Origin of the sequence: Streptomyces sp. NBC_00057 (assembly GCF_045041165.1) — a bacterium.
Classification (GTDB): Bacteria; Actinomycetota; Actinomycetes; order Streptomycetales; family Streptomycetaceae; genus Streptomyces.
Genome location: NZ_CP108256.1, coordinates 36,271 through 57,957 on the forward strand (window position 1 = coordinate 36,271; position 21,687 = coordinate 57,957).

Sequence of the window (21,687 nt, forward strand, 5' to 3'; positions counted from 1 at the left end):
ACGGGCCCCGCACAGAGAAACAGGGAAGAACCATGATGCGTGTTGAGGTCGACGTTCCCAGGTGTGTTGCCTCGGGCCAGTGCGTGATGGTCGCCCCGACGTCTTCGACCAGCGGGACGAGGACGGCATGGTCGAACTCCTCGATGACACTCCGCCCTCCGAACTCCACGACGCCGTACGCGAGTCGGCCACGATATGCCCCGCGGCTGCGATCCGGCTCGGGGAGTCGTCGTGACCGCCGCACCGATCGAGTCGTGTGTGCGGTTCAGCGTCCGCGCCGCCTCATATAGAGATCGAAGGCCCGGTAAACCATCGGTCGCAGCGGCAGGTCCCACTCGCCGATGTACCGCATCGCCTGGCCGCCGGTGCCGACTTTGAACTGGACAAGGCCGACGTGCGGGTCGTCGGCGTCGAGGGTGGGGGTGATGCCACGCAGATCGTAGACGTCGCAGCCGGCCGCGAGCGAGTCGCGGATCATCGCCCACTGGCAGGCGTTGGAGCCGCGCACCTCGCGCTTCGCGGTGGAGGAGGCGCCATAGGCGTACACGGCGTGGGTGCCGACGCGGACCAGGAGAGTAGCGGCGGCCAAGTCGCCCTGATGGCGGGCCAGGTAGAGCTTGATCCGCTCGGGGTCCTCGGCACTCAGCGCCGCGAACATGGTCTCGAAGTAGCGCAGCGGCCGGGGTGTGAAGTGGTCGCGCTCGGCGGTGTGGACGTAGAGGTCGTGAAACGCCTTGAGGTCCTCCGGGCCCCTGTCGCTGACCGTGACCTCGACGCCCTCCTTAGCCGCCTTCTTGATGTTGCGACGCCACTGCTGGTTCATGCCCCTGAGCAGCTCGTCCTCGGTCCTGCCTACCATCGGGATCTCGTACTTGAACTGTGGATGCCCGACCCCGAACCCGTCCTCCGGGCTCTGCGGCAGCCAGCCGGCGTCCCGGAACCAGCTGGCCACGCGGGCACCGACCGGGTCGGCCCAGTGGCCGGAGATGTCGGTGAGCCGTTTGCTGCCCGGGTCGGCGATGCCCTCCTTGACCTGGGCGGCGCTCCAGGTGTGTGTGCGCACCGGCGGGCCGAGCCGGATCGCGAACGCGCCGTGGGCCTTGAGATAGATCGCCAGCGGATCGAGCCAAGCACCGATCTCGCCGCTCCAGTCGATGACCGGGCCCTCGGGTAGATACGCCAGCGTGAAGCGGTCGAGCCGCGGCACCGGGCGGTGCAGTACGAGCCCAGCACCAACCAGGCGCCGACCCTCGAACCAGCCGAGGGACTCGCTGCGCCACTCGGTCTTGACGCGGCCCCACGCCGGGGTCTGCAGAAAGCTGACCGACCGCTGGGCCCGCACGAACGCCATATGCTCGGCGGCGCTGATCGGCCTGACGACCGGATTCCGGGCTGCAGGTCGCATTGGTTCGCTGGAGGGGTTGAAGGACATGCCACCAGTCAATGCAGCAGGGTGTTGCCCGGGCGTATGCGATTCTCGATACGCCGACGATATGTCACCACCCGGCGGCTCACTATCTGGTTCTGGCCGCCACCAGCCGGTGGCTGCCGGGATGTCCTCGGCCCGACCATGGGTCTGGACCTCCGGCGGGTACTTGCACATCAGTGCATGTCGGTTGTCGTCAGGGGGCGTGGTGCCGGCGCCGGAGTGGGCGCTTCGCTGCCGAGTGCATCTCCAGGTGTTTCGGGAGCGCCCGGCGGTACAGCGGCAGGGCCGCGGTGCTCGTGATGACGGCGACCATGACGAGAACGGAGAACACCGGCTTGGTGATCAGGCCCTGCGCCAAGCCGATGTTGATGAAGATGATGATCATCATGCCGCGGGCGTTCATACTTCCTCCCACAGCGAATGCCTCGCGCCAACTGAAGCGGAGTGTCTTCATGGCCAGGGTGCTGCCGAAGTATTTGCCCGCGAGTCCCGCCAGGAGCGCGGCGACGCCGAACAGCAGGGTGTCGGCCGAGATGCTCCGCAGGTCGGTGGTGAGGCCGGACAGGGCGAAGAAGACGGGCAGCAGTAGCGTGGAGACGGTATCCATCATCCGGCTGTGCAGCGCTTGGCGGAACTGCGGGTCACGGGGCATGGCCAGGCCGGCGATGAAGCCGCCGAAGACCGAGTAGATCCCGATCAGGTCGGTGAGGTATCCGCAGACGATCGGGACGATGACGACGACGTACATCACGCCGGGGCTCAGCGTGCCCTGTCGGCCGACGTGCCGCGCCAGCGGCCGCAGCAGCCGGGACACTCCGAGCAGCATCACGGCGGTGAACAGGATGCTGTAGCCGATCATGGGCAGAGCGTCGGCGGCCCCGGAACCGGTGTGCACGGCCGTCAGCGTGGCCAGGAAGCACCAGGCCGCCGCGTCGTCGATCGAGGCGGCGACCAGGGACAGCCGCCCCAGGCGGGAGTTCTGCGGTGAGGGTTCCGGCCTGCACGTGAAAACTCACGTCGCGCAGGACATCCGGCGTCGCTTTCCCGTGCTCGCGATCGGTCCGCAGATGCTCCAGAGACGCCAGTGAGACCTCCTCCGCGGTGGGATAGCGGAAGAGCGAGGCCATCAGCGTCATCATCACGAAGGCCATCCGGCCCCAGACGGCAAGGTTCACGCCGATCTTGCGGATCCTATTGGCACGATCCGCGTATTCGGCCATCTCCTCGTCCGGACGGCCGAAGAGCTTAAAGAGCATCGCCCCCTGTACGTTGAACCGCTCCTGCAGCCGTCCGCCGAGGCCGGCGTTCTCGTCCATCTGCCGTTGGGTGCGCCGCTGTATCACCCGCCCCACGTGAACCCAGGGCACGATGAATATCGGAACCAGCGCCAGCGTGATGACGCCGACAAGCCACGACAGGTAGAACAGCTCGGCCAGCACCACCACGACCATGACCGCACTGGTGGCCGCCATCAGCAAGCCGCTGAACTGCTGCTGTGCCATGATCAGTTCGGTGTGCAGCCGGCCGACCAGCACCCCCGTCTGGGTGCGGGTGAAGAACGCGAGCGGCAGCCGCCGGACGTGGTCGAGCGCCTGAACCCGGAGGTCGTAGCTGACCACCTGCCCGATCCGCCCGGAGATGTAGGCGGACACCAGCGACAACCCCGCGCCCAGCACGGCAAGGCCGACGGCCAGGCAGGCCGTCAAGATCACGACCCCGCGATCGTTCTTGACGATGCCGTTGTCGACGAGCTCCCTCAGCAGCAAGGGAGTTGCGGCGACGGTCAGCGCCTCCATCGTGGCGACTACGACGAAGAGCGCCACCATGCGGATGTGCGGGCGGAAGTAGGCGAGCACTCGGCGCACCGTCCCCGGGTGGATCGTGGTCCGCCAGGGATCGGGATCGTCATCGCTCTTCCTCACCCCCTGGTAGCGCAACACCATTTCCACGCAGGTGCCCCTCTCACACGGCTCACGAAGTCAGCGAATCTCAATCGTGCTGAACCAAGTCGATGTCCACGAGTGAGTCCAACTGAAGACTTCGGGCACTTGGACGCATCTGTCGGTGTCCGTGCCGCACGGCTGCCGCGGCGCGGGGGACCACCGCGATCACCCTCTCGCCCCGGGGCTCGTCGGCTTGCCGCCGTGACGTGATCCCGCTTTTGCCGACGGTGAGCCTCGAGGTGGCCGCGTCAAGTGACGGTCTGCGAGCCGCCACGAGCGAGGCCCCGGGGCTGTTGATCGAGATGTCTGATGTCTCCATCATGCTGCCCGGGGGGCCTCGTTGGTCATCTGTCCTGCCGTACTCGACCCTCTGCCGGGCGGCGCCCTCGCCGAGTGCGACCGGGTCGCAGTCTCACGCGCGGACTGCTCCCCCACGCGCCGCCGGCACGGGGTGCAGGTGCGGGCAGTCACCGGGCGGCCGGCTTTCACCTTCATGCCGGGCAGCCCGGAACAAGCCCTGGTCCTGATCCCGAGGGTCATGCAGCCCACCACCGAAGTGGTCGGCCCCGACTGCAGTGAGGCACCGCCGCGAACAGGGCCCCGATGATCGCCGTACCGCAGGGGTCGGACCGGTCCGGCAACGCGGACCGGCCGGTGGAGCTGGGTGTGGAGAAGGCTGTGTACGGGGGGCGTCCCGACCCCCGTGGTACATCTCAGCGACCGTCGTGGGGTATTCCGCCCGCACGCTGTCGGGCCGGGCTCACGACCTGACCGCGCCCGCACTCACCGGATCATCCGCATCTGTGAGGGCCAGGCCGTTTCCGTCCTGGCCGATCCCGCCGACCCAGGGCGCCGGCCCCTGGCTGAGCGCGGGCGTCACCGGGGCCCCCGGCGGGCCCGGGCACCGGTCGAGCGCGGCGCCGCCCGCCTGACGTCCTGGCGGGTCGTCCGCAGATACCGTGGCAGTCCCACCGCAGGACGTCAATCGCCGAAGCGGTCTCCAGCCCGCAGCGGCAGCGCCGAAGAAGCTCAACTGGAGCTCTTTCAGGCCGACCACGGCTCGGGGGACGGGCCGTGAGGGACCACACTCCTCCCGCGCCCGCCCGGGCCGGGCTGATGCCGGCTCAGCAGACCCTCAATCGTGCGCTCGCAGCGGCGCGCGGTGCCGGTTCGCCTGGCCTCACGGTGTCACACTGACCAGGATTCCTCGTCCTGCGTGGAAGCGCTCGAATACGCGCATGGGCAGCGATGCGGAGTCCGCATTGTGGGAGTAGCCCGACGGATTATGGAACCGCACCGTCCCGCCATGGACCTCATGAACCAGCACAAGATGCCCTCCCCGCCGCGGTTTATAGGTGCTTGGGTCGCGAATCTCAGGAGACACTGAAGCGATCAGGGCTTGCCCGGGGCGCACCGCTCGGGCGGATGCTTGAATCGGTGTGTTCTCGACCAGTTGGCATTTGAATCCGAAGTGTGAGCTGACCCAAGCCATGAATGGCCGGTATATCAGTCCTTGGACCTTGCCCTGGGGTTCCGCCACGTAGCAACCCCAGTCGAGGGCCAGCGCAAGGAGTTCACGCATCAGCAGTCGGGTGTCCGTCCAGCCGTGGAGCAGGGACTGCAGACATGCCAAGCCGCAGACTTTGCGGGACCAGAACAGGTACTCCTCGCGCGAGTGGTACCCGTCGGAGGTCCAGTCGTGCAGTTGCGATGGATCGGTGCGCCTCAGGAAGACGTCGATCCTGGATGGGGCGGCACGCCGCATGACGACCTCGTCGTTCCGGTCCAGGCTTCCCCACTGTGAGACGTAAGGGAGGCTTCCATCATGTGATGGGAAAGTCGAAATAGACATCTGAGTAAGGCTCGCTTTCCAGCGTGTAGTGCCACCACTCGCAGGCGTAGCGAGCAAATCCGCAGTCCTCCATTACGGAGCAAAGGTGCTCGCGGTTTTCCGCTTCGATGGGTCTTATTCCTGCTGCTCCATGATGTGAGATCGAGTCCATGAGGTCGTGGTCACCACCCATGCAAGCATTTTCTCCGGTGGCAAGGGTGTAGAGCGTCAAGTCGACGGAACTGCCGCGGCTGTGGCCTGACTTGGCAGCCACGTATCCCTTGTCGAAAAGCTCGGACCTGTCGATATTGGGGTAGTGCCGCTGCTTTGTCCGGCCGTCCTCCGACTGTTCGGACCAGCGCATGAAGCAGTCGACGGCGCGTTGCGGACGGTATCCGTCCCAGACAAGCAAGCCGAAGCCGCGGGACGCGGCTTTTTCCTGCGCTCGCCCCAGGGCTGCGCACAAGGCTCTGGTGCCGACTATCCGATTCACCAGGTATCCGTCTACCGGCTTTCCGGTGAAGTTGTCCCCGGTGGCGTACTTGGCATCCCAACGGATGCCGGGCACCAGCTCGTCCAGGTACCCGAAGTCGCCGTTCATCGCTTTTTCCGGTGCAGTGTCATTGACACGAGCCGGTCGATGACGTCGGAAAGCGGCATTCCTGCGGCGCCCATCATCCGGGGATAGCGGCTGTAGGAGGTCATGCCGGGAAAGGTGTTGACTTCGTTGAGTACCACCTGGCCGTCGTCCTGGAGGAACACGTCCACGCGGGCAAGCCCCTGGCAGCCCAGTGTGCGGTAGATGGTCTTGGCGCTCTCTTGGACGAGCCGACGCGATTCTTCGGAGATGTCGGCGGGAACGATGAACGTCGAGTTCTCCGAACCACTCTCGGGTGACTCCTCCTGGTGGATCCTGAAGAATCCGTGGGAGAGGGCTACGCGGTCCACCTCGCCCGCGATCGGGGTGGATGGGTCCCCCAGGATCGCGCAGCCGACCTCGCTCCCGGCCACGGCCTCTTCGATCAGGACCTTCGAGTCGTACTGCCGTGCGGCCTCCAGCGCACTCGGCAAGTCCTCTGCTCCGGCGACTTTGCTGACGCCGAAGGATGAGCCCGAACGGGCCGGCTTCACGAAGACGGGATAAGGAAGCTGTTCGGCGTCGACCTTCTCGTCTCCCGCGACCACCCGGAAATTTGGCGTGGCGATGCCCGCGCTCTTGGCGACGGCGTAGGTCAGGGATTTGTCCATGCAGATGGCAGAGCTCTGGATATCGCAGCCGGCATAGGGGACGCCAGAGAGCTCCAACAGGCCCTGGATCGCCCCGTCTTCGCCGAGTGTGCCGTGCAGGACGGGCAGCACGAGGTCCAGACGGATCACTTCGAATCGGTCCTGTTCCAGGACGAGCAGTCCGTGGACGCTTCGGTCGGGTGACAGCATGACCGGCCGAGCGTCGGTGTTCTCCCAGTCTGTGCCAGGGGAGTCACAGAGCTGCCAGGCACCGGACTGCGTGATGCCGATCCAGTACGGCTCGTATTTACCGGTGTCGAGGTTCTTTGCGACCTCTTGGGCGGACTTGACGGAGACGGGGTGTTCTTCGGAAGAGCCCCCGAAGATGACGCCGATCTTCAACCTGTCCATGTTTTCCCGCTTTCAAAGTTGAGGCAGTTGATGAGGCTGTTTCTGATGGTGTCGCTCAGCGCGTGGTCGGTGTAATAGGCCGTGTGCGGGCTGATGAGCACATTCGGCAGATCCTGTAGTCGCAACAGCTGGCGGTTCTCTATGGGCTTGTTCCGGCAGTCGGTGTAGAAGATTCCTTCTTCGCCGTCGAGGACGTCCAGCGCCGCGCCGCCCAATCTGCCGCTCTCCAATGCCGATAGAAGGGCTTCGGTATCGATGAGTGGCCCGCGTCCGGTGTTGACGATGAACGCGCCGTGTTTCATCTGGTCGATACGTCGGCGATCGACGAGATGGCGGGTTTCTGCGGTGAGCGGGGTGTGGAGCGTGACAATGTCGCTGTGCTGAAGCAGCTCGTCGATCGGCGTGTAATCGGCGGGGGTCTTGGGGCGATTGTCGTAGGCCAGCACGCGGCAGCCGAAGCCTCGCAATCGGTCGATGACTGCTGTGCCGATACGCCCCGTGCCGACCACTCCGACAGTCAGGTCGCGCAGCTCTTTGCCGCGTATCTCACTCAGCCGGTAGTCATGAGCATCGGTGCGGCGGACGGTGGCCTTCGCGTGGCGCACGGCCATCAGCATCAGCATGAGCGTGTAGTCGGCAACGCTGTCGGGAGAATACGCCACGTTTCCGACGGAGATACCGACGCTGTCCGCGTAGCTCACGTCGATGTGGTTGCATCCGACGCTTCGTGTGGAGAGATACTCCACACCGGCGCGGCTCAGTGCGCTGAGTGTGGCACGGGTGACGTGCGTCTTGTGGCCGATGCTGATGCATCGGTTCCCGACTGCCAGGTCGATATTGGCTTCAGATACCGCTTCCTTTGTGATGGTTGGCGCCATGCCAAAGCGAGGCGCCATTTCTCGGAATAGAAGGGCCTCGTCCTGCTCGCACCCATAGACTGTGATTCCCGTTGCCGAGACAGCCCGTGAGGGCGACGCTGGCGCTCGGGTGCGGCACGCCGCTGCTCGTGTTGGTCCGCTGGAACTCATGCCTGCCAGTCAAGAGAGCGTGGTGTTGCCAGCGCGTATGCATTTTTTGATACGCCGACGATACGTTGCCGGCCAACACCCTGCGCGAGCATGGATGCGGCTGGTCGGCCGCGCTGGCTTCGCCCGTGGGATCGACCGGAGCTCTGCGGGCGACACGCAACGTGTTGTGCATTCGCCTCGCCGGCACCTCTACGGGCTGGGGACTCGTCCTTGAAGATCAGGACGAGCATCGTCCTGCGCCTGTAGCGGCCGGCAACATACATATCGTCGACGTATCGAAAACTGCATACGCGCCGGCAACACCACGCTCTCTTGACTGGAAGGCATGAGTTCCAGCGAATCAGCCTCTGCCATCCTCTACTTCGCCAGCCCGCCCCCGATCGCCAGCACAGCGACCGGACGGTTGTTGATGTGCTTCGCCGATCCTTGCGTGGTCCGGGCATGATCCCGCTCAGCCTCGGTGAGATCGCCACAGTTGTCGGCGGGACGGTCGAGGGCGACGGCGCCGTGACAGTGACCGCGCCGGCCGTGCTCGACGGCCGGCAGGCCGAGCCGGGCGGCCTCTTCGTGGCCTTCGCCGGCGAACACGTCGACGGCCACGACTACGCCATCCAGGCCGGCCGGGCCGGCGCGGTGGCCGTGCTCGGCTCCCGGCCCACGGCGCTACCGACCGTCGTGGTCGAGGACGCCAAGGCCGCGTTGCAGGCGCTCGCCACCCACGTCGTGGCACGGCTGCGCGACGGGCTGACTGTCGTCGGGGTGACCGGATCCCGCGGCAAGACCAGCACCAAGGACCTGCTGGCGGCCGTGCTGTCGAGCGCCGCGCCGACGATCGCCACGATCGGCTCGCTCAACAACGACCTCGGCGTGCCGCTCACCATGCTGCGTTCCAACGCGGCCACCCGGTTCCTCGTCCTTGAGATGGGAGTCCGCCGCATCGGCGACATCTCCAAACTCACCGGCCTGGTCGCGCCCGACGTCGGTGTCGTCCTCAACGTCGGCCAGGCCCACCTCAGCCATCTCGGGTCGCGCGAGGCAACCGCCCAGGCCAAGGGTGAGCTGGTGCAGGGTCTGGCGCCCGGCGGCACCGCGGTCCTGAGCGCCGACGATCCCCGGGTGGTCGCGATGCGCTCGCTCACCGACTGCCCGGTGCTGACGTTCGGCCAGGCGGAACACGCCGACGTTCGCGTACTCGACGTAGTCCTTGACCGGCTCGCCCGGCCGTCCTTCACACTGCGGACCGCCGCCACCTCGGCTCGCGTCGGGCTGCCGCTCGTGGGCACTCACCAGACGCTCAACGCGTCGGCTGCCGCGGCGGCAGGGCTGGCGGCCGGCGTTCCCCTCGATGGGGCCGCGGCAGCGCTGCCCACGGTCTCGCTGTCGAAGTGGCGCTTGGAACTACGTGACCTCGTCGGCGGCGCAACGCTGCTCAACGACTCCTTCAACGCCGACCCCGACTCGACCCGCGCCGCCCTGGACGCGCTGGCGGCAATCGAGGGCGGGCGCCGCATCGCCGTCCTCGGCGAAATGCTCGAACTCGGCGACGACAACGAGGCCGAGCACCGCGCCATCGGGGAGTACGCCGCCTCCCGGGCCGACGTGGTGGTCGCGGTCGGCACCCGGCCGCTCGCCGACGGTGCCGGAGAGCGGGCGGTGGCGCTGGCCGACAACGCCGCGGCCGTCGAGTGGCTGCGCGGTCGGCTCACTGCCGGCGATGTGGTGCTCGTCAAGGCCTCCCGCGGGGCGCGCCTCGACAAGGTCGCCGCCGCGCTCGCGTCCGGACCCCACGATGTGCTGGTAGGTCGACCGATGGACGACAGGTAGGAGCGGCTGTGGCTTTTCGGGTACGTGCCATCACGGTGAGCGATCACGCCTCGTCCAACGCGACCCAACCTGCGGTGGCGGCTGCCCGGGTTCAAGACATCGCTGGCGTACCTGCCCGAAGGGCCGGTGATCGACTGGGCCTCGGATGATCTGGCCGGCTGGCTCGACCCATTGGTGGACCACCTGAAGCACTCTGGCACCTTCGCCCTACGCATCGGGTCGACGGCGGTGGCCCGCATCTGGAGTGCTGCGAGCTGCGGGCCGGGTCGGAGAACACGCCTGGTACAGCTACGGCGCCTCCGCCACGGCCGAACGGGAGGTATGTGGGTCGAACGCCGTGCAGCGGAAGATGATCACTGATGCTCTGGCTGCCGGATGTACGGTCCACGACCTGCGCGGCATCACCGGCGCCGTGGACGACAACTTCCTGCACCTGGGCCTGATCCAGTTCAAGGTCGGCACCGGCGGCGAAGCCTTGGAGTATCTCGGCGAATGGGATCTGCCGCTGAATCGCCTGCTTTGTAAGGCATTCGACGTCTCCATATCCCATCGAGGCTGAGGCGGCCTGTCGGTGGCGGAACTCGGCGGGCGAGACGCGAAGTGGGCGTGGAAGCAGCGACCGGCGTAGTTCGGGCGTGAGCAGGCAGCGGGTTTCCCCTGTGAGATTCGGACGTTCTTCAGGCCTGATCGCCATCTGTTTGTGTGTGCGCTGACGCGGCGGGCAGTTGCACCGTGACGCGGAGCCCGCCGGCGGGGCGGGGGGTGAGGGTGAGGGTTCCGTCGTGTGCCTGGGTGATGGTCTTGACGATGGCCAGGCCGAGGCCGACACCTGCGTGGCTGCTGTGTATGCGTTCGGTGCCGCGCTGGAATGGCTCGGTGAGTGTCGAGACCAGCTGTGAGGTGAGCTTCTCGCCAGTGTTCTCGACAGTGAGCACAACAGTGTCGGGGCGGACGCTGGTATGCACCCATACGGTGCCCTGTTCAGGCAGGTTGTGGCCGATCGCGTTGTGCAGGAGGTTCATGACCATCTGCAGCAGGAGCGCCTGTGAGCCGATGGTGGTGCTCATGTCGCCGGAGGTTTCGATGGTGACGCCATGCTTTTCTGCCAAGGGGAGGAGCGTTTCAGTGGCTTCTTCCGCCAGGAGGGACAGGTCGACGTCTTCCCTGGTGAATGACCGCTGGTTGGCGCGGTTGAGCAGGAGCAGTGCTTCAGTGAGGTCGATGGCTCGGGTGTTGACCACGCGGAGGCGCTCGACAAGCTCACAGGTGTCGCGGTTCGGATCGTTGCGGGTCGCGTCGAGAAGCGTCTGCGTGACCGCCAGCGGGGTGCGCAGTTCGTGAGAGGCATTGGCCGCGAATCGCTGCTGTTCGGCGACGTGGGCTTCGAGCTGCGCGAGCATGGTGTCGAAGGAGTCGGCGAGTTCGCGGAACTCATCTCGGCGGCCCGGTAGGCGGATCCGGTGGGAGAGCGGTCCGTTCGCCACCCTGTGTGTGGCGTCGGTGATGCGTATCAGCGGGGCGAGCATCCGGCCGGCCAGAATCCACCCGCCCACGAGACCGAACACCAGCAGGAACCCCAGCGCCAGGATTCCCGCCGGGACGAAGACGACTGGGCCGAAATTGCTTGGCTTGAAGACGCGTAGGAAGTCGGACCAATCGGGGACGGCCAGGCTGTTCGACCTTCCCCGCAGAAGGAACACCCACACGGCGGCGAGCAGCAATGCGCCCGCGATCACGAGGAACCCGGCATAGCTGAGGGTGAACTTGAGGCGGACGCTCAACCCTTGACGCCTATCCACGCACCGCTCCCCGGTCATCGGCGTCCGGTCCTGCGTCGATGCGGTAACCGACCCCGGGCACGGTGGCGATCAGCCAGGGCTTGCCAAGGCGTTTGCGCAGGGCCGAGACCGTGATGCGCACGGCGTTGGTGAACGGATCGGCGTTCTCATCCCACGCTCGCTCCAGCAACTCTTCTGCGCTGACGGCACCGCCTTCGGCAGCGACGAGGACTTCGAGCACAGCGAACTGCTTCCTGGTCAGCGCGATGTAGCGGCCCTCGCGGTAGACCTCGCGGCGGAACGGATCCACACGTAAGCCTGCGATCTCTCGCACAGGTGGTCTGTTGTGGGCTCGCCTGCGGTCGAGTGCTCTGAGCCTGAGCACGAGTTCGCGGAGTTCGAAGGGCTTGGTGAGGTAGTCGTCGGCGCCGATCTCGAACCCGGTGGCCTTGTCGTCGAGCCGGTCGGCAGCGGTCAGCATGAGGATCGGCATGCCGCTGCCGGAGGCGACGATGTGTTTGGCGATCTCGTCACCGGTAGGTCCGGGGATGTCCCGGTCGAGGACGGCGATGTCGTAAGCGTTGGTGCTCAGCAGTTCCAGAGCGGTATCACCGTCACCGGCGGTGTCGGCCGCGATCGCTTCCAGGCGCAGCCCATCGCGGATCGCCTCTGCCATGTAGGGTTCGTCCTCGACGACTAATACACGCATAGTCCGATGTTACGAGCCGGTACGTATCGTCGGTATATCGAAAACTGGATACGGGCTGGCAACATCACGCCCCCTTGACTGGAGGCATGAACGAGCCACACGTTATCCCGCTTCGGCCCCGTGACCGGCTGTTCACCGTACTTGCGGTGGTGCTCGCCGTGCTCCTGCTCCCCGTTGCGTTCGTCCGCGATCCCGGCCGCGCCCGTGAACTGGCCTGCCACTGGGCGTTGGGGATCCGATTTCCTGCCGAGGATCTCACCGGGCTCACCGACGGTGCCAGGGCGGCGTTCACCGCTGCACGCGCTGAGGCGCTCTGGCGTCATGGGCAGCTCGTCGGCCTCACCTCGGGATACCGCGATCCCCTCGTCCAGCAGCGGTTGTTCGACGAGGAGGTGCGCCGCGTCGGCTCACCGGCCGCGGCCCGGATGCTCGTACTGCCACCGGCGGAATCCAGGCACGTCAAGGGCACCGCGCTGGATGTACGCCCGTTCGAAGGCGCGCGCTGGCTTGAGGAACACGGTGCCCGCTACGACCTCTACCGCATCTACGACAACGAGTGGTGGCACTTCGAGTACCGCCCGGACGCCGACGTGCCACCAACGACCCAGGAGATCCGCGATGCCCTGCAAGCTCGTTGACGAGGGGCAGCATGCCGGGCGCCTGGAGGGGCGTCTCCAGGCCGCGAGGCAACGTGCCTTCGTCGGACGAAAGGAAGAGCTCGCTGCCTTCGAGGAGGCGCTGTGCACCGGCGGCCGAGTGCTGTTCATTCATGGCCCCGGCGGTGTCGGCAAGTCGGCGCTGCTGGGACGCTTCGCCCAGCGGGCCGCAGCAGCGGATCGCACCGTACTGATGCTGGACGGGCGGAGTCTCGAGGAGTCCCCCGCAGCCTTCGTGGCCGAGGCCAGGGCGGTGCAGCGCCTGCGCGCAGGCCACCGCACACAGCGCCATCGTCCCCGAACCCACGACGCGCGCGACGGCACCCCACCCCCGGCGCTTCGCAGCCTGTCGGCCTCAGAACAGCTCGCCGGACTCGCGCTGGCCACCTACCTCTCCCCCGGCCACGTGCACGGCATCATCGAGGCAGACCGACTCGGGCGCGTGTGCGCAGCAGACACACCTGGCGCCCTGACTGCCACCCTCGACCGGCTGGTTGCCGCCCGGGTAGCGGACGGGTGGTCGTACGACCCGGGATCCGACGACATCACGTGGGTTCTAGGGCCCGCGTTGGCCAGGCGGTACCAGAGCATGACCGCCGGGAATGACTCTGCGGTCACGTGACGAACTCTCGCAGCATGCGCGTGCAACTCGCCCCCGCCACCAGGTGACCAACCCGCCCCGCCAGCGCTGCCCTCACCCACCAGACCAGCATTCAGGAATCGGGCGTGCGAGCCCCGGGTCCGACCCGTCGAGCCTCGCGACAGCGATCGTGCAGCAGCTCAGAGAGCCATGAGGCGGTGATAGTCCTGGACCTGCTGGGCCAGGTCGTCTTCAGGAATACCGGTCCAAGCGCTCATCTGGGCATAGGGCAGGCCGCTTCCGCGTCCGACCAGCGCGGATCCAGCGGCACGGACCGGGCCGGCCATGAGGTTTCCCCGGTGTGCGGGAGGTGCCGATCAGCTGGTCAGGGCGGGTTGACGGGGTTTCAGGTTCAGTTGTTCGACCGTCACCTGGCCGACGCAATACTTCTCCTCAAACTCGACGGGACTGAGAAGTTGTTGTCTTTCCGTGCTTGAGGACTGCGTTTCCGCTGGTCAGGCATAGGAGCGGCGGTTCTGTGGCAGTGGTGACCTGTCGTGTCGTCGCTCCGGTGGAGGCCAGGGATGCCGTCGGTCGTGGGACTGCTGGAACAGCGTGAGTGCGCCGCTCGCCGCCGTGTGGACGAACTGCGGGAGGAGGCCGATCGGATCCAGGCCGAGCTGGCCATTGCCGAGCGGGATTGGAACGAGTGGGTCATTGCTTGCTCGCGTGTCGGCGAGGTACTGGCCCCAGGCGACGGTGGCGTCGCCGGTCGTGATGTCGCTGTGGACCTGCCGGATGGCGGTGAACAGCCGGCGCCGGCCGGGGCTTCGGAATCGGTGAAGCCGAAGTCGGTAGTGCCGATGTGGCACTCGGGGCTGGCCTGGTCGGCGCTGTCGGTGGACTACCAACGCATCCTGCGAATCCTTGCCGACCGCGACCGAGGTGGCCAAGGTCCGCTTTCCTGCCAGGAGATGGCCGTCTGCTTCGGCCTGGAGGTGGTGCCGGCAAAGGTGGAGGCGCTGCGGTCGAAGGCGAAGCGGATGGTGGCCCGGGGGTGGCTGGTCGAGCCGGTGCCGGGTCGGTTCTCGCTCTCGCAGGGCGTGGCCGGACAAGGCGAGGGATGGTGAACGGCGACCCTCAGACCCGCAGGGTTTCTCCCTGGGGGTCGTAGCAGACGAGCCCGTGCTCGCGTGCCAGGGCGGCCGCATACTCGGAGACCTCCTCCGCTCTGCTGTAGGACATGAGCAGATAGACGATCGGGCCCGAGGCCTCGTCAATGACGGGCGGTGACGCCCAGGGGCTGCCGGCGACATCGTCTGGATACCGCTCGACGAGTGCCTCGACATAGGCCTCGATGCGCGGCGACGGCTCGGCGATCACGTCTTCCGAATCGAAGTAGCGGTCGTAAAGCTCGTCAAAGACAGCGCTGGCTTCGTCGTCACGCGGTCGCTCTCCGTGCCAGACGGCCAGGTCGTAGCTCATGTGCGAATGATCGCAGGTGCCAACCCGGCGTGGGTCACAAGCCCCAGCGCCGGCCCCGTTCACGCTCGCGAAGGGCGTGGCCGGGCAAGGCGGCGGGTCATGAGGAGGGTCATCGACCAGTAGATCATCGCCTCGGCGCTGCTGGTGGATCGCTCGAAGTCGCGCACCAGGCGTCGGGTGCGCATCAGGTGGGCGAAGAATCGCTCGACGATCCACCGCTTGGGCAGCACCACGAAGCCGCGCATGTCGTCGCTGCGTTTGACGATCGCCAGGACTAGGGCCAATGCCGTTCGGTTAGGGGTTCGATCGGCGGCGCAACTCTCGGCGTTTCGGCTGGTGATACGGGTGCAGCCCTTGTAGTGGTTCTCGGGTCCGCCAAGACTCGTGTTCCTCCACAAGGGCTGCAGTGTCCGATTCTGTCATTACGCATGCTCCCGGCGCGTTGGCCGTGGGGCACCTGGGCGAGTTGACCCAGGTTGTTCCGTTCGATCTCGTCGACGAGGCGCTCGCATCCGCGGGTGGTCTGCAGCATCGGGTGCGGCGACTGCCGTCGCGGGTGGTGGTCTACCTCCTCCTCGCCGGCGCGCTGTTCACCGGGCTGGGCTGGGCGCAAATCTGGTCCCGGCTGACCGCCTCGCTACCCGTGCCGCTGCCCGCACCGGCGCCTTCTGTCGGCGTACGGGCTGTAGTGCAGAGGTATGTACGGGCTGATGTACAGAGCTTGAGACTGTGTCAGCTGACGGCGGCGATGCCGCCTTCGATGGCAGTGAGGCGGTTCTTCAGGCGGTAGCTGGCGCCGTTGATGGCGAGGATTTCGCAGTGGTGGAGGAGGCGGTCGATGATGGCGGTGGCCAGAACGTCGTCGCCGAAGACCTGGCCCCACTCGCTGAAACTTTTGTTCGAGGTCAGCAAGGTGGAGCCCTTTTCGTAGCGCTTGGAGAGCATCTGGAAGACGAGGTTCGCCTCGTCACGTTCCAGTGGGAGGTATCCGACCTCATCGACCACGAGGACGTTGGGCCGTAGGTAGGTGCGGAGTTTGCTGGCCAGGCGGCCGATGGAGTCGGCGGCTTTGAGCTGGCGGACCATGTCGTCGAGGGTCGTGAAGTAGATCGTGTAGCCGGCCCGGCAGGCGGCGACCGCCAGGGCGACCGCGAGGTGTGTTTTCCCTACTCCCGGCGGGCCCAACAGAGCAACGTTGGCCCTGGCCTCGACGAACGCGAGGGTGGCCAGATCCTTGACCTTCCTGGGGTCGAGTTCGGGCTGGTAGGAGAAGTCGTACTCCTCGATCGTCTTGTAGTGCGGCAGCCGGGAGACCCGCAGGGCATGGCGGAAGCGGCGCTCTTCACGGACGGCGAGTTCTTCTTCCAGGACGAGGTCGAGGAAGTCGAGGTAGGCCATCTGACCGGCATCGGCCCGCCCGACGTACTCGGCCAGCGACTGGGTCAGATGGGGCAGGCCGAGCTTGGTGGCGGTGGCGCGGATCCGGGCGGTGACCAGCTCGCTCAACGCATGTCCCTGGGGTCGATGGGGGCGGGGGTGAAGGGGTGGGTGCCGGTGATCTGGTCGTAGAGCGCCAGCGGCCGGGTGCCGACGTGGACTTGCGCGGCTCTGGCCCGGGTCAGCAAGGAAACAAGCCCGCCGGGCTCGGCGTCCGTGCGGGCCGGCCTGGCCGCAGGCGTGCCGGGATCGGTGGTGGTGGCGCGGGTATGTCCGTCGGGCAGGCCCTGCCAGTGCGCTTCGTCCACGATGCGGGCGCCGCGGCCGACCGCGCGCGGATGGACGGCCAGCAGCGTGATGCCCTGGGCGTCGGGCACGGTGGAATGCAGTGCGACCGTGGCAGCCGAGGCCCTGACCTCGACCAACTGTCGGTGGCGGACCTTGATGGCGGGCACCGAGTACAAGTTGGCGTCGAAAGCGACCAGGCAGTCCTTGCCGACGTGCCGCAAGAATCGGTCGGCGACGATGTAGGGGCGGGCCGGCAGCGGCCGCAGCGCGGCGTGATCTCGTGTGGCTCGCACGCCGATCACTTCGCCGTGGGTGCGGTGGGTGCGGGCCCGGCGCTGGGGGACCCAGGCCATGAACGCCCCGTCCAGGTCATCCAGCCCGGAGAAGGCCCGGCCGGCCAGTACGTGATCACGGACGATGGTCACCTGGCGTTCGACCCGGCCCTTGCCGGTGGGCCGGTAGGCGGCCAGCACATCGATGTCGAAGTCGTAGTGCCCGGCGAATGCGACGGCCTCCGGATGCAGCGGGACCGCCTCGCCGGGTGCGACATGACGGCGGACCACGGTCTTGGTCCGGTCGTAGACGATCACGCCGGGCACCCCGCCGTAATGCGCGAACGCCCGGCGGTGGCACTCCCAGAACGCCGCCAGGTTCTGGCTGGTGGTGAAACAGCAGAACGGATCCCGGGAGTAGGACAGGACCATGTGGAAGGAGTAGACCTTCGGGATCCCGACATGGGCCAGAATGCCGCCCTCGTCACCCCAGTCGACCTGGGCCTGAGCGCCGGGCACCACCTCGAAACGACGGTGGAGGCGGGCCAGCTCCCGCGGGGTGTATCCGAGCTCCTCCGCGATCCTGGGGCGGGCCTGCTGCACATACATCTTGACGCGCTGGTAGTGGTGCGGGAAGCCGTACTGCTCGACGAGACGCTCATGGATCACCGCGGCTTTCAGCAGCACCTCGGCCCGCAGCCAGGCATCGATCACATGCGCCCATGGCTTGATCACCTGGTTGCCCAGATCCGACCGCGGCGCCGGAGCCGGAGGCTCGGGCGGCCCGTCGCTCTCCAGGTACTTCTTGACCGTGCGCCAGTTCAGGCCGGTCTCCCGGGCGATCTCCGAGATGCTCGCGCCAGCCTCATGCAGAGACCGGAAGCGCCGCAACTCCAGCCACCGCTCCGGTTCCAGCAGCATGCCCCGAGCCTCCCTCATCGCCGCACAACGTCAGCGACAGACTCCACTCACCGCCCCGGCCCCGGCCAGACACGCCGGAGCACCTCTGCAGATCAACCCGTACGCACCTCTGCACCAGAGCCCGTACGCCGACACCTTCATCGATCACGGCTGCGATGCGACGGGTCGGCCCCAAGCCATTGCAAGCACTGTTCGACCTGGTCAAAGGCCCCGCAGCAGTGACCGCGACACAGGTGACACGGTTCGCGGGCAGGCTGGTGGTCGCGATCGACGGCACCCAGATCGCGCTACCGGACACACCCGCGAACCTGTCGGCGTTCCCCAAGGCGAAGGCCGGGCCGAACGGGCCGGCCGGATACCCGATGCTGCGCATGGTCGCGCTGGTGGCCTGCGGGACCCGAACACTCCTGGACGCGGCCTTCGGCACCGATAAGACCGGCGAGCTGACCTACGCCGGTGACCTGGTCACCACCGCGGGCACGACCGGAGCACTCCGGCCCGGGATGCTGCTGCTGGGTGACCGGAACTTCTCGGCCACCGGGTTCGTGGGCACCGTCGCGTCCACGGGCGCGGACTTCCTCATCCGCGCCAAGACCCACAGCACAGCGCTCAAGCTGCCGATCCTGCATCGTCTGCCCGACGGCACGTTCCTGTCCCGCATCGGCGAGGTCACCGTCCGCGTCATCGAGGCCGCCATCACCGTCACCCCCGCCGACGGCGCCGACGAGCGCGCCGTCACCCACAGCACCTACCGGCTCGTCACCAGCCTGCTTGATCCCGACGAGGCACCCGCGACCGGCCTGGTCAGGCTCTACCACGAACGCTGGGAGATCGAGACCAGCTACTGCGAACTGAAATCGACCATCCTCAGTGGCAGAGTCCTCCGCGGCCGCCACCCAGCAGCCGTCACCCAGGAAACCTGGGCACTCCTGGTCGCCTACCAGGTGCTTCGCACCGCGATGAGCGACGCTGTCCTGCACCGGCCCGACATCGACCCCGACCGCGCCGCATTCACCATCGCGCTGAACACGGCACGTGACCAGATCGTCCGTGCCGCCGGCATCATCCCCCACACGCAGATCGACCTCGTCGGCCGGATCGGCACCGCCATCCTCGACGACCTCCTACCCGCCCGCCGTAACCGGACCCGGCCCCGCGTGAAGAAACGAGCGATCAGCTCCAAGTACCGCGCCGTCGGCCGCCACATCGACCACCGAACCCACAAGACCACCGTCCAGATCGCGATCAACACATTGCCAAGCACGCCAGACGGCTAACCGAACGGCGTTGGGACTAGGGCGAGAGCGGTGAGGCAGTGGGTGATGAGGCTGCCGGTGTAGCCGCCGTCGGCCCAGACCAGTTCCAGCCGGTGGTGTGCGTCGGCGACCTGTGCGAGGAGTGTCTGCGCGGCGGTGCGGTCGCCGGTGTCCGCGGGGGTGACCATCACGGCGAGCAGCAGGCCGAGCGTGTCGACTACGGCGTGGCGCTTGCGTCCGTTGATCAGCTTGCCGCCGTCGAAGCCCCGGCTGTCGGAGCCGACGACGGCGTCGGCCTTGACCGACTGGGAGTCGATCACCCCGGCGCTGGGCTCCGGGTCCCGGCCCGCCTTCTCGCGGACCTTCCCGCGCAGCCGGTCATGGAACTCGGTGACCAGGCCATGGTCGCGCCAGCGGCGGAAGAAGGCGTAGACCCGGTCCCACGGCGGGAAGTCCGCGGGCAGGGCCCGCCATTTGGTTCCGTTGTCGACCAGGTAGTGGACCGCGTCCAGTATCGCCCGGTGGCAGTACGCCTCCGGCTGCCCGCCCCGTCCCTGCAGCCAGCCCGGCACCGGTAGCAGCGGACGGATCGCTGCCCACTGGGCGTCCGTCATGTCGGTGGGGTAGCGGCGCTCGTGCGTTCCGTTGTCGGTGGCGTTCCCGAACCGGTGCGCGAGGCAGTCACACGACGGAGTGGCCGGGCTGGACCCGGCCGCAGCCAGGGCGTAGAACTGCGACAACAGGGCCTCCTGGATCGGTAGTTGTCAAGCCAAATGAGACGTTCGCGGTGCTATGAACCTTGTGGTTCGGGTGCCCTGCGTTTCGTCGGGTCGTTGATCCAGACCTGGCCGGGTATCTCGGGTGGCTTCGGTCGGCGGGCGAAGCGTTCGGGGTGGCGCTCGTATGCCTCGGCGAGTGCGACGTCCCGCTGGTCGCGGACCTCCTCTGAAGTGCCGAAGTGGACGGAGGCGGGGGTGTGCAGGCCGATCCCGGAGTGTCTGTGGTCGTGGTTGTAGTAGGTGGTGAAGGCGTCCATCCACTCCCGGGCATGGGCCAGCGAATCGAACCGTTCCGGGTAGTCGGCGTACTTCGTGGTCCTGAACTGGCTTTCCGAGTAGGGATTGTCGTTGCTGACCCTGGGGCGCGAGTGACTCCTGGTGATGCCGAGGTCGAGCAGCAGTTGGGAGACCTTCTTGCTGGTCATCGAGGTGCCGCGGTCCGCGTGCACCGTCTCGGGCACGATGCCGTTGCGCTCGATCGTCTCGCGGATCAACTCCTCCGCCCGCTCAGCCGTTTCGGCCCGCTCGACGGTGTGGCCGACGATGTAGCGGCTGAAGATGTCGATGACGACGTAGGCGTGGTACCAGATGCCCTTGTCCGGGCCGGGCAGCTTGGTGATGTCCCAGGTGAAGACCTGCGACGGCCCGGTCGCCACCAGCTCGGGGATCGTCCTGGCCGGGTGGGTGGCCTGGCGGCGGCGTTCGCCGTTCTGCCCGGCGGCGGACAGGATCCGGTACATCGTGCGCTCCGAGCACCAGTAGTTCCCCGCGTCCAGCTCACGCGCCCAGACCTGCGCGGGCGGCAGGTCGGCGTACTCCGGCCGGTTCAACAGCGCCAGGATCTCTGCCCGTTCGGCCGGTGAGAGGGCCGAGGCGGGCGCGGGTCTCGGGGACGGTGCGGGCTTCGGCCTGGGGTTGATGCGGCGGTAGTGGGTGGCGCGTGCCCGTGCAGCGGCGCGGGGCTCGGGCCAGAGGTTGGCCGGGTCGGTCGGGTGCCCGCCCAATTCCAGCGGCACCAGCATGTCCTCCTCATAGGAGGACATGCTGGTGTCCGCGTATCCGTAGTCGATGATGCCCTGCGCCTTGAGCTTGTTGGTGTACGACGTCGACGGGCGAACCGTCGCGGTCCAGCCGGACACGCAGATCGTGGAGTTGATGGTCGACTGGGTGACGTCCGGGTTGTAGCTGCCGGGGGTGCACTTGGAGTCAGGTAGCGGCAGGTAGGCCTGGGAGCAGGTGGCGGCGTGGGCGGTGCCTGCGGTGGAGCCGATGATGAGGGTGCTGACGGCGAGGGTGAGAGCGGAGCTGGTGGCGGCAATGCGTATGCGGGCGCGCATCGTCTCTCCTGGGTGAAGTGGCTCGGGTGGGCGGCGATTGATGCGCTCTCATGTCACCCCGCCAGTAGCTACGCGGGTAGAACCTGGTGGGTGAAATGTTTGCGCCAACACCGTGATCACCACGCCTGACATGACGTTCCGCGCCTCCGGACACGCGGAAGAGGCTCCGCTCTCTGACGACCTCCCTCCGAAAGTGCGCCCGTGCGCCCACCCCCTCGCGGTGGACGGCAGGCCGACCTCGGGCCGACCCGGAGGCGCCCGTGACCGCCAACGGATACGTGGCACCGAACCGACCGACCAACTCGTCGTCCAACACCTGCAACAAGGTTGCCTGCCACACGCGGGAGCGGCCATCGTGACGGTCCCTTGGCTCTTCCCCGGGATGAAGGCGGGCCAGCCACTCAGTCACGCCCGAGCCATGGTTCGCCTGCGCCGACTGGGACTTCATCCTGGGCTGGCACGGTCACGGGCTTTGCTCCATCTGGCCGCACGCATC

19 protein-coding genes and 5 pseudogenes are annotated in these 21,687 nt (G+C 67.1%); 9 read left to right on the plus strand and 15 right to left on the minus strand.

What is annotated here, in order from left to right:
• The first annotated feature begins 35 nt into the window (after nucleotides 1–35).
• Nucleotides 36–235, plus strand: a pseudogene (locus OG953_RS00125) (ferredoxin).
• A gap of 30 nt (nucleotides 236–265) precedes the next feature.
• Here the strand turns inward: OG953_RS00125 and OG953_RS00130 are convergent.
• The 3 genes and pseudogenes from OG953_RS00130 to OG953_RS00140 all read right to left on the minus strand — a co-directional run.
• On the minus strand, nucleotides 266–1,405 hold the full coding sequence (locus OG953_RS00130; RefSeq protein WP_405681784.1) for a lipid II:glycine glycyltransferase FemX: 1,140 nt from the start codon (nucleotides 1,403–1,405) through the stop codon (nucleotides 266–268).
• A gap of 217 nt (nucleotides 1,406–1,622) precedes the next feature.
• Entirely contained in the window at nucleotides 1,623–2,399 is a 777-nt protein-coding gene (locus OG953_RS00135; protein ID WP_405691528.1) for a cation:proton antiporter, read from the minus strand.
• 157 nt (nucleotides 2,400–2,556) lie between these two features.
• Nucleotides 2,557–3,372, minus strand: a pseudogene (locus tag OG953_RS00140) (ABC transporter transmembrane domain-containing protein); the annotation flags it as partial.
• A gap of 746 nt (nucleotides 3,373–4,118) precedes the next feature.
• On the opposite strand from OG953_RS00140, the pseudogene OG953_RS00145 reads away from it, so the two are divergent.
• Nucleotides 4,119–4,392: pseudogene (locus tag OG953_RS00145) on the plus strand (IS5/IS1182 family transposase); the annotation flags it as partial.
• Nucleotides 4,393–4,552: 160 nt separating this feature from the next.
• Here OG953_RS00145 and OG953_RS00150 read toward each other — a convergent pair.
• Genes OG953_RS00150 through vanH form a run of 4 tightly spaced genes read right to left on the minus strand, consistent with a single transcriptional unit; the run spans nucleotide 4,553 to nucleotide 7,869 of the window.
• Complete coding sequence (locus OG953_RS00150; protein WP_405681785.1) at nucleotides 4,553–5,137, minus strand: hypothetical protein; 585 nt, start codon at nucleotides 5,135–5,137, stop codon at nucleotides 4,553–4,555.
• 58 nt (nucleotides 5,138–5,195) lie between these two features.
• Entirely contained in the window at nucleotides 5,196–5,804 is a 609-nt protein-coding gene (gene vanX, locus OG953_RS00155; RefSeq protein WP_148841722.1) for a D-Ala-D-Ala dipeptidase VanX, read from the minus strand.
• Nucleotides 5,801–6,841, minus strand: a complete 1,041-nt coding sequence (gene vanA, locus OG953_RS00160; protein ID WP_326763361.1) for a D-alanine--(R)-lactate ligase — start codon at nucleotides 6,839–6,841, stop codon at nucleotides 5,801–5,803. The genes vanX and vanA overlap by 4 nt, the downstream gene beginning before the upstream one ends.
• Nucleotides 6,829–7,869: a D-lactate dehydrogenase VanH gene (gene vanH, locus OG953_RS00165; protein ID WP_405681786.1), complete on the minus strand. Its 1,041-nt coding sequence runs from the start codon at nucleotides 7,867–7,869 to the stop codon at nucleotides 6,829–6,831. The genes vanA and vanH overlap by 13 nt, the downstream gene beginning before the upstream one ends.
• A 441-nt stretch (nucleotides 7,870–8,310) precedes the next feature.
• Here vanH and murF point away from each other — a divergent pair, with 441 nt between their 5' ends.
• Nucleotides 8,311–9,693, plus strand: a complete 1,383-nt coding sequence (gene murF, locus OG953_RS00170; protein WP_317865730.1) for a UDP-N-acetylmuramoyl-tripeptide--D-alanyl-D-alanine ligase — start codon at nucleotides 8,311–8,313, stop codon at nucleotides 9,691–9,693.
• Between the two features lie 265 nt (nucleotides 9,694–9,958).
• Nucleotides 9,959–10,252, plus strand: a pseudogene (locus OG953_RS00175) (peptidoglycan bridge formation glycyltransferase FemA/FemB family protein); the annotation flags it as partial.
• Between the two features lie 118 nt (nucleotides 10,253–10,370).
• Here the strand turns inward: OG953_RS00175 and OG953_RS00180 are convergent.
• Both OG953_RS00180 and OG953_RS00185 read right to left on the minus strand, forming a co-directional pair.
• The gene (locus OG953_RS00180) at nucleotides 10,371–11,492 is read right to left on the minus strand and encodes a HAMP domain-containing sensor histidine kinase (RefSeq protein WP_326769889.1); all 1,122 of its coding nucleotides are present in this window, start codon (nucleotides 11,490–11,492) and stop codon (nucleotides 10,371–10,373) included.
• Entirely contained in the window at nucleotides 11,485–12,180 is a 696-nt protein-coding gene (locus OG953_RS00185) for a response regulator transcription factor (protein WP_405681787.1), read from the minus strand. The genes OG953_RS00180 and OG953_RS00185 overlap by 8 nt, the downstream gene beginning before the upstream one ends.
• A gap of 86 nt (nucleotides 12,181–12,266) precedes the next feature.
• On the opposite strand from OG953_RS00185, the gene vanY-N reads away from it, so the two are divergent.
• From vanY-N to OG953_RS00200, 3 genes are all read left to right on the plus strand, one after another.
• Nucleotides 12,267–12,818 (plus strand): D,D-peptidase/D,D-carboxypeptidase VanY-N, encoded by a 552-nt coding sequence (vanY-N, locus tag OG953_RS00190; RefSeq protein WP_266694172.1) that lies wholly within the window; start codon nucleotides 12,267–12,269, stop codon nucleotides 12,816–12,818.
• Nucleotides 12,799–13,458, plus strand: coding sequence for an ATP-binding protein (locus tag OG953_RS00195; RefSeq protein ID WP_405681788.1), 660 nt, complete (start codon nucleotides 12,799–12,801; stop codon nucleotides 13,456–13,458). The genes vanY-N and OG953_RS00195 overlap by 20 nt, the downstream gene beginning before the upstream one ends.
• A 542-nt stretch (nucleotides 13,459–14,000) precedes the next feature.
• Nucleotides 14,001–14,546 carry a hypothetical protein gene (locus tag OG953_RS00200; protein ID WP_405681789.1) on the plus strand — a complete coding sequence of 182 codons (546 nt, stop codon included), beginning with the start codon at nucleotides 14,001–14,003 and terminating at the stop codon, nucleotides 14,544–14,546.
• Nucleotides 14,547–14,556: 10 nt separating this feature from the next.
• On the opposite strand, the gene OG953_RS00205 is transcribed toward OG953_RS00200, so the two are convergent.
• Both OG953_RS00205 and OG953_RS00210 read right to left on the minus strand, forming a co-directional pair.
• Complete coding sequence (locus tag OG953_RS00205) at nucleotides 14,557–14,901, minus strand: hypothetical protein (RefSeq protein ID WP_405681790.1); 345 nt, start codon at nucleotides 14,899–14,901, stop codon at nucleotides 14,557–14,559.
• 59 nt (nucleotides 14,902–14,960) lie between these two features.
• A complete protein-coding gene (locus tag OG953_RS00210) occupies nucleotides 14,961–15,185 on the minus strand; it encodes a hypothetical protein (protein WP_405681791.1) in 225 nt (74 codons plus the stop codon).
• Between the two features lie 164 nt (nucleotides 15,186–15,349).
• Between OG953_RS00210 and OG953_RS00215 the strand changes: the two genes are divergently transcribed.
• Complete coding sequence (locus OG953_RS00215; protein WP_405691530.1) at nucleotides 15,350–15,691, plus strand: transposase domain-containing protein; 342 nt, start codon at nucleotides 15,350–15,352, stop codon at nucleotides 15,689–15,691.
• Here the strand turns inward: OG953_RS00215 and istB are convergent.
• The gene (istB, locus tag OG953_RS00220) at nucleotides 15,634–16,407 is read right to left on the minus strand and encodes an IS21-like element helper ATPase IstB (protein WP_405681793.1); all 774 of its coding nucleotides are present in this window, start codon (nucleotides 16,405–16,407) and stop codon (nucleotides 15,634–15,636) included. The two genes, OG953_RS00215 and istB, sit on opposite strands and share 58 nt — an antisense overlap.
• Complete coding sequence (gene istA, locus OG953_RS00225) at nucleotides 16,404–17,819, minus strand: IS21 family transposase (RefSeq protein WP_405681794.1); 1,416 nt, start codon at nucleotides 17,817–17,819, stop codon at nucleotides 16,404–16,406. The genes istB and istA overlap by 4 nt, the downstream gene beginning before the upstream one ends.
• Nucleotides 17,820–17,908: 89 nt before the next feature.
• Here istA and OG953_RS00230 point away from each other — a divergent pair.
• Nucleotides 17,909–19,096, plus strand: a pseudogene (locus OG953_RS00230) (IS4 family transposase); the annotation flags it as partial.
• On the opposite strand, the gene OG953_RS00235 reads toward OG953_RS00230, so the two are convergent.
• Both OG953_RS00235 and OG953_RS00240 read right to left on the minus strand, forming a co-directional pair.
• On the minus strand, nucleotides 19,093–19,815 hold the full coding sequence (locus OG953_RS00235) for an IS5 family transposase (protein ID WP_405681795.1): 723 nt from the start codon (nucleotides 19,813–19,815) through the stop codon (nucleotides 19,093–19,095). The pseudogene OG953_RS00230 and the gene OG953_RS00235 sit on opposite strands and share 4 nt — an antisense overlap.
• Nucleotides 19,816–19,865: 50 nt before the next feature.
• Nucleotides 19,866–21,191: a transposase gene (locus tag OG953_RS00240; protein WP_405681796.1), complete on the minus strand. Its 1,326-nt coding sequence runs from the start codon at nucleotides 21,189–21,191 to the stop codon at nucleotides 19,866–19,868.
• Between the last annotated feature and the right edge of the window lie 496 nt (nucleotides 21,192–21,687).

Excerpts from the sequence above, each read along its gene's own strand:
- OG953_RS00205 (WP_405681790.1), bottom strand. The coding sequence starts at position 14,901 with ATGAGCTACGACCTGGCCGTCTGGCACGGAGAGCGACCGCGTGACGAC.
- vanH (WP_405681786.1), bottom strand. The coding sequence starts at position 7,869 with ATGAGTTCCAGCGGACCAACACGAGCAGCGGCGTGCCGCACCCGAGCG.
- istA (WP_405681794.1), bottom strand. The coding sequence starts at position 17,819 with ATGCTGCTGGAACCGGAGCGGTGGCTGGAGTTGCGGCGCTTCCGGTCT.
- OG953_RS00150 (WP_405681785.1), bottom strand. The coding sequence starts at position 5,137 with ATGCGGCGTGCCGCCCCATCCAGGATCGACGTCTTCCTGAGGCGCACC.
- OG953_RS00185 (WP_405681787.1), bottom strand. The coding sequence starts at position 12,180 with ATGCGTGTATTAGTCGTCGAGGACGAACCCTACATGGCAGAGGCGATC.
- OG953_RS00200 (WP_405681789.1), top strand. The coding sequence starts at position 14,001 with ATGCCGTCGGTCGTGGGACTGCTGGAACAGCGTGAGTGCGCCGCTCGC.
- murF (WP_317865730.1), top strand. The coding sequence starts at position 8,311 with ATGATCCCGCTCAGCCTCGGTGAGATCGCCACAGTTGTCGGCGGGACG.
- OG953_RS00195 (WP_405681788.1), top strand. The coding sequence starts at position 12,799 with ATGCCCTGCAAGCTCGTTGACGAGGGGCAGCATGCCGGGCGCCTGGAG.
- OG953_RS00240 (WP_405681796.1), bottom strand. The coding sequence starts at position 21,191 with ATGCGCGCCCGCATACGCATTGCCGCCACCAGCTCCGCTCTCACCCTC.
- vanA (WP_326763361.1), bottom strand. The coding sequence starts at position 6,841 with ATGGACAGGTTGAAGATCGGCGTCATCTTCGGGGGCTCTTCCGAAGAA.
- vanY-N (WP_266694172.1), top strand. The coding sequence starts at position 12,267 with ATGAACGAGCCACACGTTATCCCGCTTCGGCCCCGTGACCGGCTGTTC.
- OG953_RS00130 (WP_405681784.1), bottom strand. The coding sequence starts at position 1,405 with ATGCGACCTGCAGCCCGGAATCCGGTCGTCAGGCCGATCAGCGCCGCC.
- vanX (WP_148841722.1), bottom strand. The coding sequence starts at position 5,804 with ATGAACGGCGACTTCGGGTACCTGGACGAGCTGGTGCCCGGCATCCGT.